The organism is Mucilaginibacter sp., assembly GCF_035492695.1.
Taxonomy (GTDB): domain Bacteria; phylum Bacteroidota; class Bacteroidia; order Sphingobacteriales; family Sphingobacteriaceae; genus Mucilaginibacter.
The window spans coordinates 110,926-126,188 of the sequence record NZ_DATJJC010000020.1; the positions used below are offsets into that span (position 1 = coordinate 110,926).

At 44.4% G+C, this 15,263-nt stretch carries 13 protein-coding genes; 10 read left to right on the plus strand and 3 right to left on the minus strand.

The features are described 5' to 3' along the window. Window positions 1–77: 77 nt before the first annotated feature. Window positions 78–1,643: a trypsin-like peptidase domain-containing protein gene (locus VL525_RS13410; protein ID WP_325387402.1), complete on the minus strand. Its 1,566-nt coding sequence runs from the start codon at window positions 1,641–1,643 to the stop codon at window positions 78–80. A gap of 200 nt (window positions 1,644–1,843) precedes the next feature. Between VL525_RS13410 and dapF the strand changes: the two genes are divergently transcribed. From dapF to VL525_RS13425, 3 genes are all read left to right on the plus strand, one after another. Next, window positions 1,844–2,629, plus strand: coding sequence for a diaminopimelate epimerase (gene dapF, locus VL525_RS13415; RefSeq protein ID WP_325387404.1), 786 nt, complete (start codon window positions 1,844–1,846; stop codon window positions 2,627–2,629). Window positions 2,630–2,704: 75 nt separating this feature from the next. Next, window positions 2,705–3,223: an O-acetyl-ADP-ribose deacetylase gene (locus VL525_RS13420; protein WP_325387406.1), complete on the plus strand. Its 519-nt coding sequence runs from the start codon at window positions 2,705–2,707 to the stop codon at window positions 3,221–3,223. A gap of 121 nt (window positions 3,224–3,344) precedes the next feature. Then, entirely contained in the window at window positions 3,345–6,239 is a 2,895-nt protein-coding gene (locus VL525_RS13425; RefSeq protein WP_325387408.1) for a DEAD/DEAH box helicase, read from the plus strand. Between the two features lie 21 nt (window positions 6,240–6,260). On the opposite strand, the gene VL525_RS13430 is transcribed toward VL525_RS13425, so the two are convergent. Then, window positions 6,261–6,917: a hypothetical protein gene (locus VL525_RS13430; RefSeq protein WP_325387410.1), complete on the minus strand. Its 657-nt coding sequence runs from the start codon at window positions 6,915–6,917 to the stop codon at window positions 6,261–6,263. Between the two features lie 126 nt (window positions 6,918–7,043). On the opposite strand from VL525_RS13430, the gene VL525_RS13435 reads away from it, so the two are divergent. The 7 genes from VL525_RS13435 to VL525_RS13465 all read left to right on the plus strand — a co-directional run bounded on the left by VL525_RS13435 (window position 7,044) and on the right by VL525_RS13465 (window position 14,692). Then, entirely contained in the window at window positions 7,044–7,889 is an 846-nt protein-coding gene (locus VL525_RS13435) for a dienelactone hydrolase family protein (protein ID WP_325387412.1), read from the plus strand. A gap of 227 nt (window positions 7,890–8,116) precedes the next feature. Next, window positions 8,117–9,088 (plus strand): hypothetical protein, encoded by a 972-nt coding sequence (locus VL525_RS13440; RefSeq protein WP_325387414.1) that lies wholly within the window; start codon window positions 8,117–8,119, stop codon window positions 9,086–9,088. Further along, the gene (locus VL525_RS13445; protein WP_325387416.1) at window positions 9,072–10,202 is read left to right on the plus strand and encodes a glycosyltransferase family 2 protein; all 1,131 of its coding nucleotides are present in this window, start codon (window positions 9,072–9,074) and stop codon (window positions 10,200–10,202) included. Before VL525_RS13440 ends, VL525_RS13445 begins: the two co-directional genes overlap by 17 nt. An 88-nt stretch (window positions 10,203–10,290) precedes the next feature. After that, window positions 10,291–11,502: an ABC transporter permease gene (locus VL525_RS13450; RefSeq protein ID WP_325387418.1), complete on the plus strand. Its 1,212-nt coding sequence runs from the start codon at window positions 10,291–10,293 to the stop codon at window positions 11,500–11,502. Window positions 11,503–11,520: 18 nt separating this feature from the next. Further along, window positions 11,521–12,780, plus strand: coding sequence for a PP2C family protein-serine/threonine phosphatase (locus tag VL525_RS13455; RefSeq protein WP_325387420.1), 1,260 nt, complete (start codon window positions 11,521–11,523; stop codon window positions 12,778–12,780). A 60-nt stretch (window positions 12,781–12,840) separates the two neighbouring features. Beyond that, window positions 12,841–13,437 (plus strand): ribonuclease HII, encoded by a 597-nt coding sequence (locus tag VL525_RS13460; RefSeq protein WP_325387422.1) that lies wholly within the window; start codon window positions 12,841–12,843, stop codon window positions 13,435–13,437. Between the two features lie 58 nt (window positions 13,438–13,495). Continuing rightward, window positions 13,496–14,692: a glycosyltransferase family 4 protein gene (locus tag VL525_RS13465; protein WP_325387424.1), complete on the plus strand. Its 1,197-nt coding sequence runs from the start codon at window positions 13,496–13,498 to the stop codon at window positions 14,690–14,692. A gap of 239 nt (window positions 14,693–14,931) precedes the next feature. On the opposite strand, the gene VL525_RS13470 is transcribed toward VL525_RS13465, so the two are convergent. Further along, the gene (locus VL525_RS13470; protein WP_325387426.1) at window positions 14,932–15,126 is read right to left on the minus strand and encodes a hypothetical protein; all 195 of its coding nucleotides are present in this window, start codon (window positions 15,124–15,126) and stop codon (window positions 14,932–14,934) included. Window positions 15,127–15,263 lie beyond the last annotated feature (137 nt).

Genomic DNA, 15,263 nt, shown 5'->3' on the forward strand with positions numbered 1-15,263 from the left:
TTTTTAAATATAATGCTGCCAAAACAAAAAAACCCGGCTTACGACCGGGTTTTTCTATTTTTAAAAACTATTGATCCTTATTGATCGTCGCCCGGATCGCCTTGCTGGAACATATTGTTAAAGCTTCCGCCATCAGGATAATAACCACTGATAAGCAGGGTGCCTTTCTTCGAATTAGCCAGCGCTTTGCTAATATCGTCAGAAGTGTTCACTGGTTGTTTGTTGATACTGGTTATGATAGAACCAACGGGTATTTGAGTATCGTCGAACAATAACCCGGGACGAACCTGGGTAACAACCACGCCCGAGTTAACATGATATTTAGCTTTTTGATCGGCAGTAAGCGGTTTAAAGCTCGCACCGAGTTTGTTATACATTTCTTCGGCCGATTTATTCATTACCGTACGGTTGGCCAGGTTACCTGCATCGGCTTTCAATGTAACGGATACATTTCTTTCGCTGCCGTCGTGCAATACAGTAAGGTCTATTTTGTCGCCCGGCTGTAAGCGCGCAACCGGCTCCTGCAGGTCAGATGATTCATAAACTTTCTTGCCATTTACTTTGGTAATAATATCGCCATGCTGTAAACCAGCCTGCGCCGCGCCGCTGTTACTGGCTACATCGTCAATATATAAACCAACGTTTTTATCTATATGCAACGCATTGGCAGCATCCTCGTCAAGCTCTTTAAAGCTTACGCCAAGATACCCGCGCTTAACAGCACCGTATTTCTCAATATCACCCAAAACCTTTTTAGCCAGGTTTATCGGGATAGCAAAACCATAGCCTTCATACGAACCTGTTTGAGAAGCAATAGCCGAGTTGATGCCGATCAGTTCGCCGTTTGCGTTCACTAAAGCGCCGCCGCTGTTGCCCGGATTGATGGCAGCATCTGTCTGTATAAATGATTCGATACCGGTATTTAACTGCTTGCCACCCTGGCGTTGTGTGCGCATACGGCCAAACGGTGTCATCTGATCCTGCTCACGGTTTTCGCTACCGATGATGCCTATGCCACGGCCCTTAGCACTCACAATACCTGCGGTAACAGTTGATGTCAGCCTGAAGGGATTGCCTACCGCCAATACCCATTCGCCAACTTTAACCGCGTCGGAGTTACCGAATTTGACGATAGGCAGGTTATCGGCGCTGATCTTGATCAGGGCAAGGTCGGTGTTTGGGTCGGTACCAACCACTTTAGCTGTAAAATGGCGGTGGTCGTTGGTCACTACTTCAACCTTCGAAGCCTTCTCAACCACGTGGTTATTGGTTACGATATAGCCATCGGGCGAAATGATCACACCCGAGCCTGATGCCATTTGCGGCCCCTGTGGAACTGCGCGCTGCCCAAACATATCACCGAATAATTGCTGCATCTGGTCCTGCCCGGCATTATCCTGGCTGGCGTAGGTGGTGCGTATATAAACTACGGCAGGCGTTACTTCGGCTGCTGCAACGGTAAGGTCAACCTCCCCGGCCGATGATAAATTTGCCGGTGGTAAAGGGTTGTTTGCAAAATAAACTTTTTGCTTGTCTTCAAGACTCATATTGCTCGAGTATTTTTGCTCGATCACCTTGTATGTGCCCAATGCCAGGGCGCCGCCAAGGAAAGCGGTTAGTACTGTTAAACCAAACTTTTTCATTGTATTATTCACCTTTCTTTTATTATGTTTAATTCACTGATAAGATATAGTGATCAAATTTAATACCATATAGACGTTATAATCAATGGTAAGTTATGCGTAATTGTGTTAAATTTTGTTAAATAAAATGACAATACGCTTTAAAATTTGTCGGGGCTTATTGTTTCTTTTGTAAAAACGTCATTTATTTAACAGTTGAAGTGAATATTAAGTTTTATAAGTACCAGGGCGCGGGCAACGATTTTATTTTGGTGGATAACCGCAAAGGGGTGGTCGATCATCAAAATCCTGCGCTGATAGCCCGCTTGTGCGACCGTCGTTTCGGCATCGGCGGCGACGGGATGATGTTTTTGCAGGATAAGCCCGGTTATGATTTCGAGATGGTGTATTATAATGCTGACGGACAGCCCAGCAGCATGTGCGGTAACGGCGGCCGTTGCATTGTGGCGTTTGCCAAATTCCTGGGTATAATTGATAACGAAACAGATTTCTTGGCTGTTGACGGGCCGCATCACGCTAAAATTTCACCATCGGGCGATTGGGTTAGCCTGCAGATGATCGATGTGAACGAGGTCGGCCGCGACGGCGACGCGTATGTGCTAAATACCGGTTCACCGCACTATATCGCTTTGGCAAGCGGGCTTAAAGATAAAGACGTATATCATGAAGGGTATGCCATCCGAAATAATGACACCTATAAGGCAAAAGGCATCAATGTAAATTTTGTGGAACCTGATGGCGATGGCTATTTTGTGCGAACCTTCGAGCGGGGCGTAGAGGACGAAACTTATGCCTGTGGTACCGGGGTTACGGCTGCGGCTATCGCGATGGCTAAACAAAACAACCAAACCGGAACGATCAATACCCCTATCAAAGTTTTAGGCGGTAATCTCAATATCCGCTTCGAAACCGACGGAACGCATTTCAATCATATTTTCCTTGAAGGGCCGGCTAAACTGGTTTTTGAGGGAGAGGTAGACATCTGATTTGTTGATCGGGCTGTTCATCGGCAGAACGATTGTTAGAAAAACCAATAGTTATCACTTTCTGTTAATGCTGAGATGAACAGACGGATCGATCTTTTCAGGGGCGACATCACCAAAATGGAGGTTGATGCCATTGTGAATGCCGCCAATACTTCGCTGTTGGGCGGAGGAGGTGTGGACGGTGCCATACATCGTGCAGGCGGCAGGGCCATTTTAGAGGAATGCATCAAAATAAGGGATAAACAAGGCGGCTGCAAAGTTGGTGAAGCTGTAATAACTACAGCTGGCAATATGCCCGCCAAATATGTCATCCATACCGTTGGCCCCGTTTGGAGCCAAAGCAATAAGGACGTGGATGGATTGCTGGCCAGCGCCTATCAAAATAGCTTGAAACTGGCTGTTGAAAATCAGGTTAAAACGATTGCTTTTCCTAATATCAGCACGGGCATTTACCACTTCCCTAAGTATGAAGCTGCCGGGATTGCTATTAAAACAGTCAGGAGCTTCCTTTTAGAATATCAGCAGCTGGATCAGGTTGTTTTCGTGTGTTTTGATGAGGTGAATTATTCGATTTATGAACAATTATTGTCATAGCAATGTGGTAATTCGTGATGTTAACAATTATTTAATGTCAACCCCTTTTAATTGATAAGAAAACTGTTTAGGTTTGAATTTTTTTATTCGTGTAACTTCTCTTTATTTTTTCAAATAAGGGATGTTACGCGTCGATAGTTCAAAACCATGCCAGATCATTTATGCCGTTTGCCGGCATGAATATTTAGGCTTTGTGCTTGAACCGCATATCGTTCAACTAAACCCCAACGGCGAATTTTCCCTCACCTACCAGCGCCTTTTCTCTAACACAGCCAAAGAATTCAGCGAATTTCTGGACGAAACTGATTTTAAATTGGTTAAGCTGCTTGAAGAGATAGAGCAGGGCCATGTGATAAAAAAATTTTACAAAAAGCCCATCCGTCCCTTCGAGTTTTTCAGCAAGATATTTAACGAACAGCTTTTTGAGACCATCCGTCCCAAAATAGAAAAACGCATGGCCGAGGCCCTGCTGCTTTTGAATAATAAGCAGGTGTATGTGATGAGCAAGGAGGGCTACCCTGCCGAACGCAAGGTGCAGATAGCTGCCGAGCCCGCTTCGGTACTTTTCCATTTCAGGCGCGATGATACCGAGATCAGGTATTTTCCTACCATCAAATACCAGGGTATGCGCATCGAGTTCATGTTCAAAAACGCCGAGATCATTTGCAACCACCCTGCCTGGATGCTGCTGGATGATACCCTGTATTTTTTTGATAAAGAAATAGAAGGTAAAAAGCTGCAGCCTTTCCTGAACAAACGTTACATCGCGATACCGCGTTCGTCGGAATTGCCGTATTTCGAAAAATTTGTGGCGCCGCTCATCGAGAAACACAATGTTTATGCCGAGGGCTTTACCATAAATACCGAAAAATACGAAGCTACCCCGATCTTGAAACCGATATATGTGGAAGGTGGTACATCGCAATTGCAGCTTTGTTTCAGGTATGCCGGTTATATTTTCCCTTATGGTGACGGCAGGCACGTGTCTGTAAGGATGGAACGTAATGGCGACGACTACCTTTTTCACCGTATCAAACGTTCCTTAGCCTGGGAAAAAGGGAAACTTCAATTGCTGGAGGACCAGGGCCTGCAGGTTGTTTCGAGCCTGTTCCAAAACCTGGAAGTAGCCTGCTGCGATGATGAAGCGGACAGGTCGCTATCGGTATTTGAATGGCTTAACCAGTATCATGATCAGCTGACGGCTGCCGGGTTTGAAATTGAACAGCCAGCAGGGCAGAAAAAATATCTTTTCGGCACCAGTAAAATAGATGTAGAGGTGAAGGAAAACAACGACTGGTTCGATATTTATGCGGTGGTGCATTTTGGACCTTACCGGATACCCTTCATCCAATTAAAAAACCATATCCTTAACCATAAAAAGGAATTTACGCTGCCCAACGGCGAAATTGCGGTAATACCCGAAAAATGGTTCTCGCAATATGGCAACCTCCTTCACTTTTCGGAAGGCAGCCAGGATATCAAATTGCGCCGGCACCACATTGGCCTGGTAAATGAATTGGCTGAAGGAGAGCTGGCCGGCGTTACCATGAGCCGGAAACTGCAAAAACTAAGTGAATTTGAAGACGTTGGCGACATCAATATGCCGCATCACTTTAAGGGCAGCCTGCGACCATACCAAAAGGCCGGCTTCAACTGGTTCCACTTTTTGCAGCAGTATCATTTTGGCGGTTGTTTAGCCGATGATATGGGTCTGGGGAAAACTATACAGGCACTTGCACTGCTTCAGAAACACAAAGAGAATATTGAAGCGGCGGACAGCAAAAGCGTTTCGCTTATTATCATGCCCACTTCGCTGATCTATAACTGGCTGAACGAGGCTAAAAAGTTTGCGCCGAAACTTCGTATGATGGTACACACGGGTACTTTCAGGTATAAATCGCCTGAGGTATTTACCAATTACGATGTAGTGATAACCACCTACGGCATCACGCGTATCGATATCGACCTGCTTTCGGGCTACTTTTTTGAATATATTATACTGGACGAGAGTCAGAACATTAAGAACCCATCATCCAAATCGTACCAGGCGGTAAAGCAGCTTAAGTCGCGTTACAAATTGATATTGAGTGGTACGCCGGTAGAGAATTCGGTAAATGACCTTTGGACACAGATGTCGTTCATCAACCCCGGTTTGTTGGGCAGCCAGCAATTTTTCCTGAACGAATTTGTAACACCTATCGAAAAGAAGAAGGACGAGGAAAAGGCGCGCCGGCTGCAGGCGCTGATAAAACCTTTCGTATTGCGCCGCACCAAGGAACAGGTGGCTACCGAATTGCCGCCAAAAACCGAGAACCTGTTTTATTGCAAGATGAGTGATGAACAGGCCAATGTGTACGAAAAGGTAAAATCGGAGTACCGCAACGAACTGTTAAAAAGCCTGGAGGACGGCACCTTTGCCCAGGCGCAAATGCAGGTGCTGCAGGGGCTCATCAAATTGCGGCAAATAGCCAATCACCCATCCATGATAGACGATCAGTATGAGGGCGATTCGGGCAAGTTTGAGAACGTAGTGCATACCCTGGCCAACGTGCTGGAGGGAGGCCACAAGGTTTTGATCTTCTCGCAATTTGTAAAGCAACTGACCATTTACCGCAATCATTTTGATATAGAAGGCATACCCTACGTTTACCTTGATGGCAGCACCCAAAACCGCGGCGATGTGGTAAAGCGTTTCCAGGAAGATGAAAAAACGCGGGTGTTCCTGATCTCGATCAAAGCCGGTGGTGTAGGTTTGAACCTGACCGAGGCCGACTATGTCTTTATCCTCGACCCATGGTGGAATCCGGCTGTTGAGCAGCAGGCTATTGACCGCACCCATCGGATAGGGCAAACGAAAAACGTGTTCATCTATAAATTCATCACTAAGGATTCTGTCGAAGAAAAGATATTGGCGCTGCAGCAACGTAAGCTAAAAGTTGCCCAATCACTTATCACTACCGAAGAAAGTTTTATAAAGTCACTTTCGGCGGAAGACATCAGGGAGATATTGAAATGATGGCGAAAACATACTCAATACTTATAGGATAACCCCGAATTTATACAGCAGCGCCAGAACAAAATCCACAATGGAAATATAAAATATCATCCGGCCATGCCACCTGTCATTTTCTGAATATGCATAAACTTGTTCTCCATCGGGCAGTGTTTTTTTGGATGTGATTAAGAGCCACCCAATTGGTATCCCTATCAACCCGCCACCGATAGCGAAAATATAACAGACAACTAGCTGGCTGGTCGAAAGGGCTTTTACTACCTTTAATTCGGTAATTCTCTCCTCTTTTTTTTCTGTTAGCTGCCGTTCATTTATTGTTATGCCCCGTTCGGTAAGTATTTTCCTGGCTAACACCACATCAAACACGCTCCATTCGTCAGCTTTTGTTATAACTTCCAGCAATTCGTCGTTAGTAAAGCCAAACAAGTAATAATCGTTATCCACTTCATCAACATGCTGTTCTTCATTTTGAACTAAAAGTTGGGTAACTCTCTCAAAGTCTGAGCTTTTTATTTTGACAGCATAATCGACAGGCGCATTGCTCATCACCATGGAGGGGTCAAAGCCTGAACTTTCTTCCTGTAAATAATATTCTATATGATTCTCATCCAGGATCGTTGTAAGTTCTTTGGCCAATGCAGCGTCGTTGAATTTTTGATAGGTGACAAATTCAGGTTCCATAGTAGATTTTGTATGCTCCAATATAGCTAAATTTACTTTGCGGCTACAGTGGGCTAAACAAATTAATCCTAATATTGGTTGTTCAAACACCAATCGAAAATATCACCTTTAAAAATATAGATCATCATGAAAAAGATTTTCCTTTTAATCGTGCTGGCGATATGCAGTATATCTGCATTCAGCCAAAGCAAAATGGCGTGCTGCGCCAAGCCATCGGCCACTAAACAATTTGCCATGCTGGCGTCTGACAAGAAATTTGTGATGTCACATGCTATCCCCAAACCTTATCATTTTCAGAGCAGCATAGGCAAGGCAGTTACCTATAAGACAGCCGATGGTAAAACGGCAAATGCTTTTGAGATAAAGGCTAAAAAGCCAACCGATAACTGGCTGCTGGTTGTGCATGAATGGTGGGGGCTGAACGATTTTGTAAAACATGAGTCGGAAAAGCTTTATAATGACCTGGGCGATGTGAATGTGCTCGACCTTGACCTGTACGACGGTAAAGTAGCCACCACTCGCGAAGACGCCGGCAAGTTTATGCAGGCTGTTAAAGATGACCGCGCCGAAGCTATTATTAAAGGCGCTATAGCTTTTGTCGGGCCAAAAGCGCGCATTGCAACTATTGGCTGGTGCTTTGGCGGCGGATGGAGCCTGCAAACCAGCCTGATGGCCGGCAGCCAGGATGTAGCGTGTGTAATGTACTACGGTATGCCCGAGCAGGATGTAAACAAACTAAAAACGCTGCATGCTGATGTCCTGGGCAATTTTGCTAATAAGGACGGCTGGATAAATCCAAAAGTGGTTGCCAAATTTGCAGAGAATATGAAAGCCGCAGGTAAGAAGCTGGAATTGCACCAATACAATGCCGACCACGGCTTTGCCAATCCCAGTAACCCGATTTACGACAGCGAAGCTACAAAAGATGCCTATGCAAAGACACTGGCGTTTTTAAAACCGAGACTGAAGTAGTTTAAGCCTGTAGTTTATGGTTAACACCTTTTTTGCAATTTCAACATATAGTATTGATAGTGAACGACTTGGATTTTATTGGGCCGAAATTGTGTTAACCATGTTAACCCGCGTAAAAAAAATATGGCATGCTTCTTAGATGCTGCCTGTTTTAAAAGCGATTTCCCGGAATGAACCATGAACTACCAGCCACGAACTTTTCGTAACATTGCAGAAAATTTACCTGGTTGACCGCTTCCGCAAAAAAATTGCTGTCTTATTCGCTAAAAGCCGCTATCCTGATTTTGGCTTTCGTTTTTATTTACCGGCGGATAGATAGCAATGATAATTTAAGACGATTTGAAGCGCTGATCGGCAATATCGACCGTAACCGGGCAATATTTGTTATGTCGTGTGTTTTCCTGTTGATGCTGATCAATTGGATACTCGAGTCGCTTAAATGGAAATACCTCACGCGCGAGTTGGTTACAATAACATCGTGGCAGGCAATTGAAGCTGTTTTTTGCGGGCTTACCTGGGCTGTTTTTACGCCAAACAGGATCGGCGAATATGGCGGCCGGGTAATGTTTTTGCCGAACCGGAAACGGATACATGGCATTTTCGCCATGGCGGTTGGTTCATTCGGGCAAAATGTCATCACCAATGTGCTGGGGCTATCAGCGCTTATGTGGTTCGCCTTTACCTATTTGAACATCAACATCGCTATATCGCTTGCCCTTTCACTTGCCGCTTTGGGCTTTATGGCGCTGCTGCTCGTTTTTTATTTTAACATCGGCTGGCTGGTTACTTTGCTCAACCGAATAAAATTTTTGAAAAAATATCACCGCTTTTTTGACATCATGGCGAGATACCACACCACCGAGTTGCTCAATATTATGTGGTTTTGCCTTACGCGGTTTTTTGTATTTTCCTTCCAATATTTTCTCGTCATTCATTTGCTGATACCTTCGGTGGCGGTTTTCCCAATGATGATGATGGTGTTTATCCTTTTTTTCGTTCAATCAGCATTGCCTTCGCTCGACTTGCTCGACGTAGGTGTGCGCAGTATGACCGCCTCCGCCTTTTTTGCTTACATCACCGACCAAAATATAGCCGTAATGGCAGCAGTTTCCTCAATTTGGTTCATAAACCTGATAGTTCCTGCTATCTTAGGCTCCGTATTCGTTTTAAAACTCAGATTCTTTGACCGCTCTTCTTAGTACTATATCGCTGCTGCTCACCAGCGTATACATTTTCCTGCTGGTTTATTTTATTAAGGGATGGGCCAGCCTAAGGCGCCCGGCTGTATATAGCGGCACTTTTAGCACCAAAGTAACCGTGTTAATTGCGGCGCGAAATGAAGAAGATAATATCCGCCTGACCATCGACGATTTGCTGGCACAGGATTATCCGAAAGAGTTGACAGAGATCATCATCGTCGATGACCACTCTACCGATGCGACAGCAAAGATTATCCGAAGCTATGCGGACAGGGGTGTTAAACTATTGCAGCTGAACGAAGATCAACCCTTGAACTCGTACAAGAAAAAAGCCATCGCAACGGCCATTGCCCAGTCAACCGGCGATTTGATGGTGGCTACGGATGCCGATTGCCGGATGGGGAGTAAATGGCTGTCGTCGGTTGTTTCGTATTATGAAAACAATAACCTGGTGATGATCTCGGCACCGGTATCTTACTTCCAGGAACGCACTTTATTCGAATACCTGCAAACATTGGAATTCGCCTACCTGATAGGCCTGGGGGCATCTTTTATCGGCAACAAAAGGGCATCGACCTGTAATGGAGCCAACCTTGCCTACCGAAAAGATATTTTTAACGAGGTTGGCGGCTTTAAAGGGATCGACGATCTGGCGTCGGGTGATGACGAATTACTACTTCAAAAAGTAGCTGCGCTTTATCCCACGCGCATTGGGTTTTTGAAACAACGCGATGCCATAGTTTATACCCATGCAAAACATACGCTGCGTTCATTCCTGAAACAGCGCAGGCGCTGGGCGTCGAAATCAGTTAAATACAAAGACAAAAGGATTGTTGCACTGGCGGTAAGTATATGGCTGTTCAATGTATCCTTGCTGGTGAACGCCGGACTCAGCTTTTACAACATTTTTTTTCTAAAGCTTTTTTTAACGCAATTTCTGCTGAAATATCTTTTTGAGGTGGCATTCCTGTTGCCTATCACTACCTTTCTGAAACGGCAGGGACTGGTCTTACTACTGTTGGTGCTTATCCCTTTCCATATCGTATACTTTGTATACATTGGTTTGATGGGTACTACCAGGCAGTATGAGTGGAAGGGAAGAATAGTGAAATAGTGTTGATGGAAATGACATTCATTTGTTAATAAGGCTTTGCCATTCCTCATAAAATAAGCGATATTTAGCCAGACTGATCTGAACAAACTTGGCCGAACTAACCCCATCGCAGCGCACCTGGAAGGCATTTAAGCGCAATAAGATAGCTGTTGCCGGGCTTGTTTTTATCCTGCTTTCCATACTTATTGCCATTCTTGGCTACCTGATTATGCCCGACCCGACACCGCAGGCAAATAACATGATCATTCAGCTAAGTATAAAAAAGCCCGGCGCCGAATTTACCATGCTTCGTATCCACAAAAGCGAACCTGTTGATACCGTTAACCTATTTACTAAAATGCTTTACGGCCAGCCGGCGTTTTTTAAGGATGTGCCTATAACTGCTTATCATTTAGTAAAAGACTCTGTTTATGCTGACGAGTATGTTGGTGATGAAGATAAACCCATAACAACTTCCTTTAACCTTTTTGAAGTTGTGACCGGCGGCAAAGCTGTTTATTCAGGCAAACAGGTATCGATAACCAAACCTAACGGTACCACGGTAAACTTTGTTGTAAGTAATGCTTTGTATAAAAGGTTCGGCGATGAGTTCCTGGCAAATCATATTATCAAGAAAAAATACTGGTTCGGTACCGACCTGTATGGACGCGACTTGTTAAGCCGCCTTATCCTTGGTGCGCGCGTTTCGCTGGCAGTCGGAATAGTGTCGGTTATCATCAGCATGTTGCTCGGTATCGTCGTCGGTTCACTGGCGGGCTATTTCGGCGGCTGGGTCGATGCCTCGCTCAGCTGGGTGATGAATATTTTGTGGGCGCTGCCGGCGTTACTGCTGGTTATCGCCATATCTTTTGCATTAGGCAAAGGCTTATGGCAAATCTTTATAGCGGTTGGCATGTCCATGTGGGTCGAAGTAGGCCGGCTGGTGCGCGGGCAGGTATTGAGCCTGAAGCAAACGGAATTTATTGAGGCCGCCCGGTCAATGGGGTTTAACAATGCGCGCATCATCCGCAGACATATCCTTCCCAATATTATAGGCCCAATACTGGTGCTTGCATCCTCCAATTTTGCATCGGCTATATTGTTGGAGGCAGGCTTAAGCTTCCTTGGTTTTGGTGCGCAACCACCTATGCCAACCTGGGGGAGCATGATAAAAGAACATTATGGCTATATCATCATGAACTCGCCTTTTCTGGCTATTTTGCCCGGTTTGGCTATTATGTTTATGGTGTACGCATTTAATCTTGTCACGGTTGGATTGAGAGACGCTTTTGATATTAAATCACAAAGTACACGGATTTAAAAAAATTAATTCATTAATTTGGCTATCTTCTTATCCGAAATGCAAAATATCGAAGAAATTTCAGGTGAAGACGAACTGATCCGGTTGCTGCTAAAAAGGCAGTCCGAATTAAACTCTTTACTTGAAGTAACAAGGGCCATCAACAAAAACATTTCAACACCTGTACTGATCCAGATGCTTGAAGTGATCATGCAGAATTACCTGCAGGTGGGCCGCCTGCGCTTTTTGATAGAGCATGAAGGAACCTTTGTTTGCATATCAAGCTACGGCGGAGATGAAGAAAGCGCCAAATCATTATACCAGGCCTGTAGAAAATTAAGCAAAGCGAGGAGCCTTACTTCGCTGGCAAATCATGACGACAACCTGCTGAAGAAATACGATTATTTTATTCCGTTCCATCAAAAAAGTAAGGCGATAGCTTACGCTCTTATCGGTGATTTTAACACCACCGAGGAAATGCTGAGTAACGACCTGAATTTTATTCAGACACTCATCAACGTTATCGTCGTGGCGCTTGAAAACAAAAGACTGTTCCGCGAAAGAATGGAATCGGAACGCTTTAAGCGCGAAATGGAACTTGCCCAGGAAGTACAGAATATGCTTATCCCCATGCGCCTTCATAAAGAAACAGCAGTTGAGATAGGCGCTAAATATTTTCCGCATCAGAACATAGGCGGCGATTATTTTGATTTTATCAGGGTAAATGAGCATGAATTTTTATGGTGCGTTGCTGATGTTTCGGGCAAGGGTATATCCGCGGCACTGCTGATGGCAAACTTCCAGGCGAGTTTACGGGCCTGGTCCGCTGTAGAAGAGGACCTTACTAATATTGTCGAACGCCTGAACCAGATCGTGTTGAAAAATACCAAGGGCGAACGCTTTATCACCTTGTTTGTGGCCAAATACAACGAAAAAACACGGAAGCTCAATTACATCAATGCCGGGCATAACCCATCTATTCTTTATCACGATGGGGAGGCTGTTCCGTTGAAATTGGGCACCACTATGATTGGTGCTTTCGACGAACTCCCTTTCCTTAACCAGGGTGAAGTAGACGTAGACCCGGGAAGTATGATCTTTAACTACACAGACGGACTGATGGACTATGATATACCTGTAACCAAATCGTGGAATGAAGATAAATTACTGGAATTTGTGATCAACAACGGCGACCTTTCGCCTGATAAGTTTAATCAAACCCTGCTCGACCATCTGAACCTGATCATCAAAGGGAAACCAATTGATGATATTACGCTGCTTACACTTAGGATATTTTAAGTTATTCCACTCTTTTCAACAGTTCTTTTAATCGGTTGAACATTCAACTATTTTTGCTGCATGCTATTGGCGCGATATCAGCAGGAGTATTTGGAAGCGGGTTGTGACGAAGCCGGGCGCGGATGCCTTGCCGGACCGGTGTTTGCAGCAGCGGTTATTTTGCCGCCCAGGTTCAAACACAAACTACTCAACGATTCCAAAAAGCTTTCCGAAGATGTTCGCTATAAACTTCGCGATGAGATTCAAAAAAAGGCGCTGGCTTACGCCATAGCTTCTGTAACAAATGAGGAGATCGATACGATCAATATTCTTAACGCCTCATTTTTAGCCATGCACCGGGCCATAGAACAGCTTTCAATGCAGCCCCAGTTTTTGATCATCGATGGTAACCGGTTCAATAAATATCAAGAGATCCCTCACCAATGCATTGTTGAAGGCGACGGCAAATATCTTAGTATAGCCGCAGCATCGGTTTTGGCCAAAACTTACCGGGATGATTTTATGAAAAAAATTGCCGGCGAGCATCCCGAGTACGACTGGCACAGCAATAAAGGCTACCCTACTATTAAACACCGCCAAACGATACTGAAAATAGGGTTTACGCCATATCACCGTAAAACTTTCCAGGTAACCGAGCCGCAACTGCGTATTTTCTGAAAAGATGTTTTGAATAGGGTTTTATCGTCTTTACATTTGTTAAAACCTGCAAGTCCGCTTGAAGATTCTCATATTAACACACCGTGTCCTGTTCCCTCAAAATGGGGGCTACCCCATTGTGGTATGTAATACCATAAGGGGATTGGTAAACCTGGGGTATGAGATTTCCCTGCTGTCGTTAAAGGATAAAAAACACAGGCACGAAGAGGAAGAGCCGGATGCGTTACTAAGCAAGATCAGCTATCGCTATTACGAAATTGATACCAGCATGTCGCTGGTAGACGGATTTCTTACCACGTTCAACAAAAAAGCGTATAATATCGACCGGTATTACAACCAGAATTTCGAACGGCTGCTCATCAGTGAAGTAAGTGATGGTAATTACGACATCATACAATTTGAAGGATTATTTGTAGCGCCTTATGTTGACGCAGTGCGAAGAAATTGCAGATCGAAACTGATATACCGGGCGCATAACATCGAGCACCAGATATGGGAACGGCTGGCCCAGCAAAAAAGCGACCCTTTCAAAAAGATCTACCTCCGGCTAATGGCACGCCGCATCAAAAAATACGAGATAGAACGAATAAATAAATTCGACGCGATAGCTGTTTTTACTTCGCAGGATAAAAGCACCTTGTTGCTTTACGGCGCTAAAATCCCGGTGGAGGTAGTGCCGGTAGGGGTAGAAATGTCGCATTACAAGCCTGATTTCAGCAGAACGGAATTCCCGAGCTTGTTTTTTCTCGGCTCCCTCGACTGGACGCCGAACCGCGAAGGGATAGAATGGTTTTTGCACGCCTTTCATAACGATATCGCCAACGATGATCTGCGGGTAAAGTTTTATGTAGCTGGCAACGATATTCCCGAGGAGTTTGACGATTATGAAGTTTTGGGGAAGATTTTCATCCAGGGAGAAGTAGATGACGCATTAGAATTTGTGAACAGCAAATCGATCATGATCGTTCCGCTTTTATCCGGAGGTGGTATGCGGGTAAAAATTGTCGAAGGGATGGCGATGCAAAAATGCATCATTTCCACTTCATTAGGGGCTGAAGGTATCAATTACAAGAACGGCGTAAATATCCTGATCGCTAACAACCGGGAGGAATTTTTTAAAGCTATCCGCCGTTGCATTGCCGATGAGGATTATTGTAAGGCAGTTGGTATAAACGCCCGGCGGTTGATAGAGGACCAGCACGATGTGGATAAGGTAACCAACAACCTGGTGAACTTATACAGGACATTAGAATGAGTTAAGCTATACAAAGTCTAAGTGCCCCGTTACGAAGGTTACATTCAGTCCTTTATATCTTTTTTTCAATAGGGGTTCCATTTGCGTTTTTAGCTGAGCCGTAAACTCCGGGCAACAACATAAAACTGTGATAGCGCCTTTTGTTTCTATCACGAGTGCAGGTATATTATATTTCCCGCATAAATGCTTTGACATATATTTTCTAAATGCTTCAGCCGAGTGCATAAAAGGAGGGTTTATTAGTTTTCTATCAACTTGTTTTCGTCTTTTATCGACCTTAATATATCGTATTTTATCCTGGATGCTTCCTGCTTTCCGACAAGAATGATCAGCAACCTTAAGCTGTCTTCTATTGTTTTTTCGGGCAGGTCGGCGGTTGTTTCAAAAGGTTGTTTCAGATACATCGGCAGGGCCATATTTTGCTGTAATTTCATCGCTTAACACCCGACGTTCCGGGTTGTTTTATTTTACTAAATAATTCAGAATTTCTCCAGAATATTTTCTTTTAAATAAATAAACTGCATCCTATAATTAATTGGAAGATAAATATTTTTATACTTAAAACATTTAT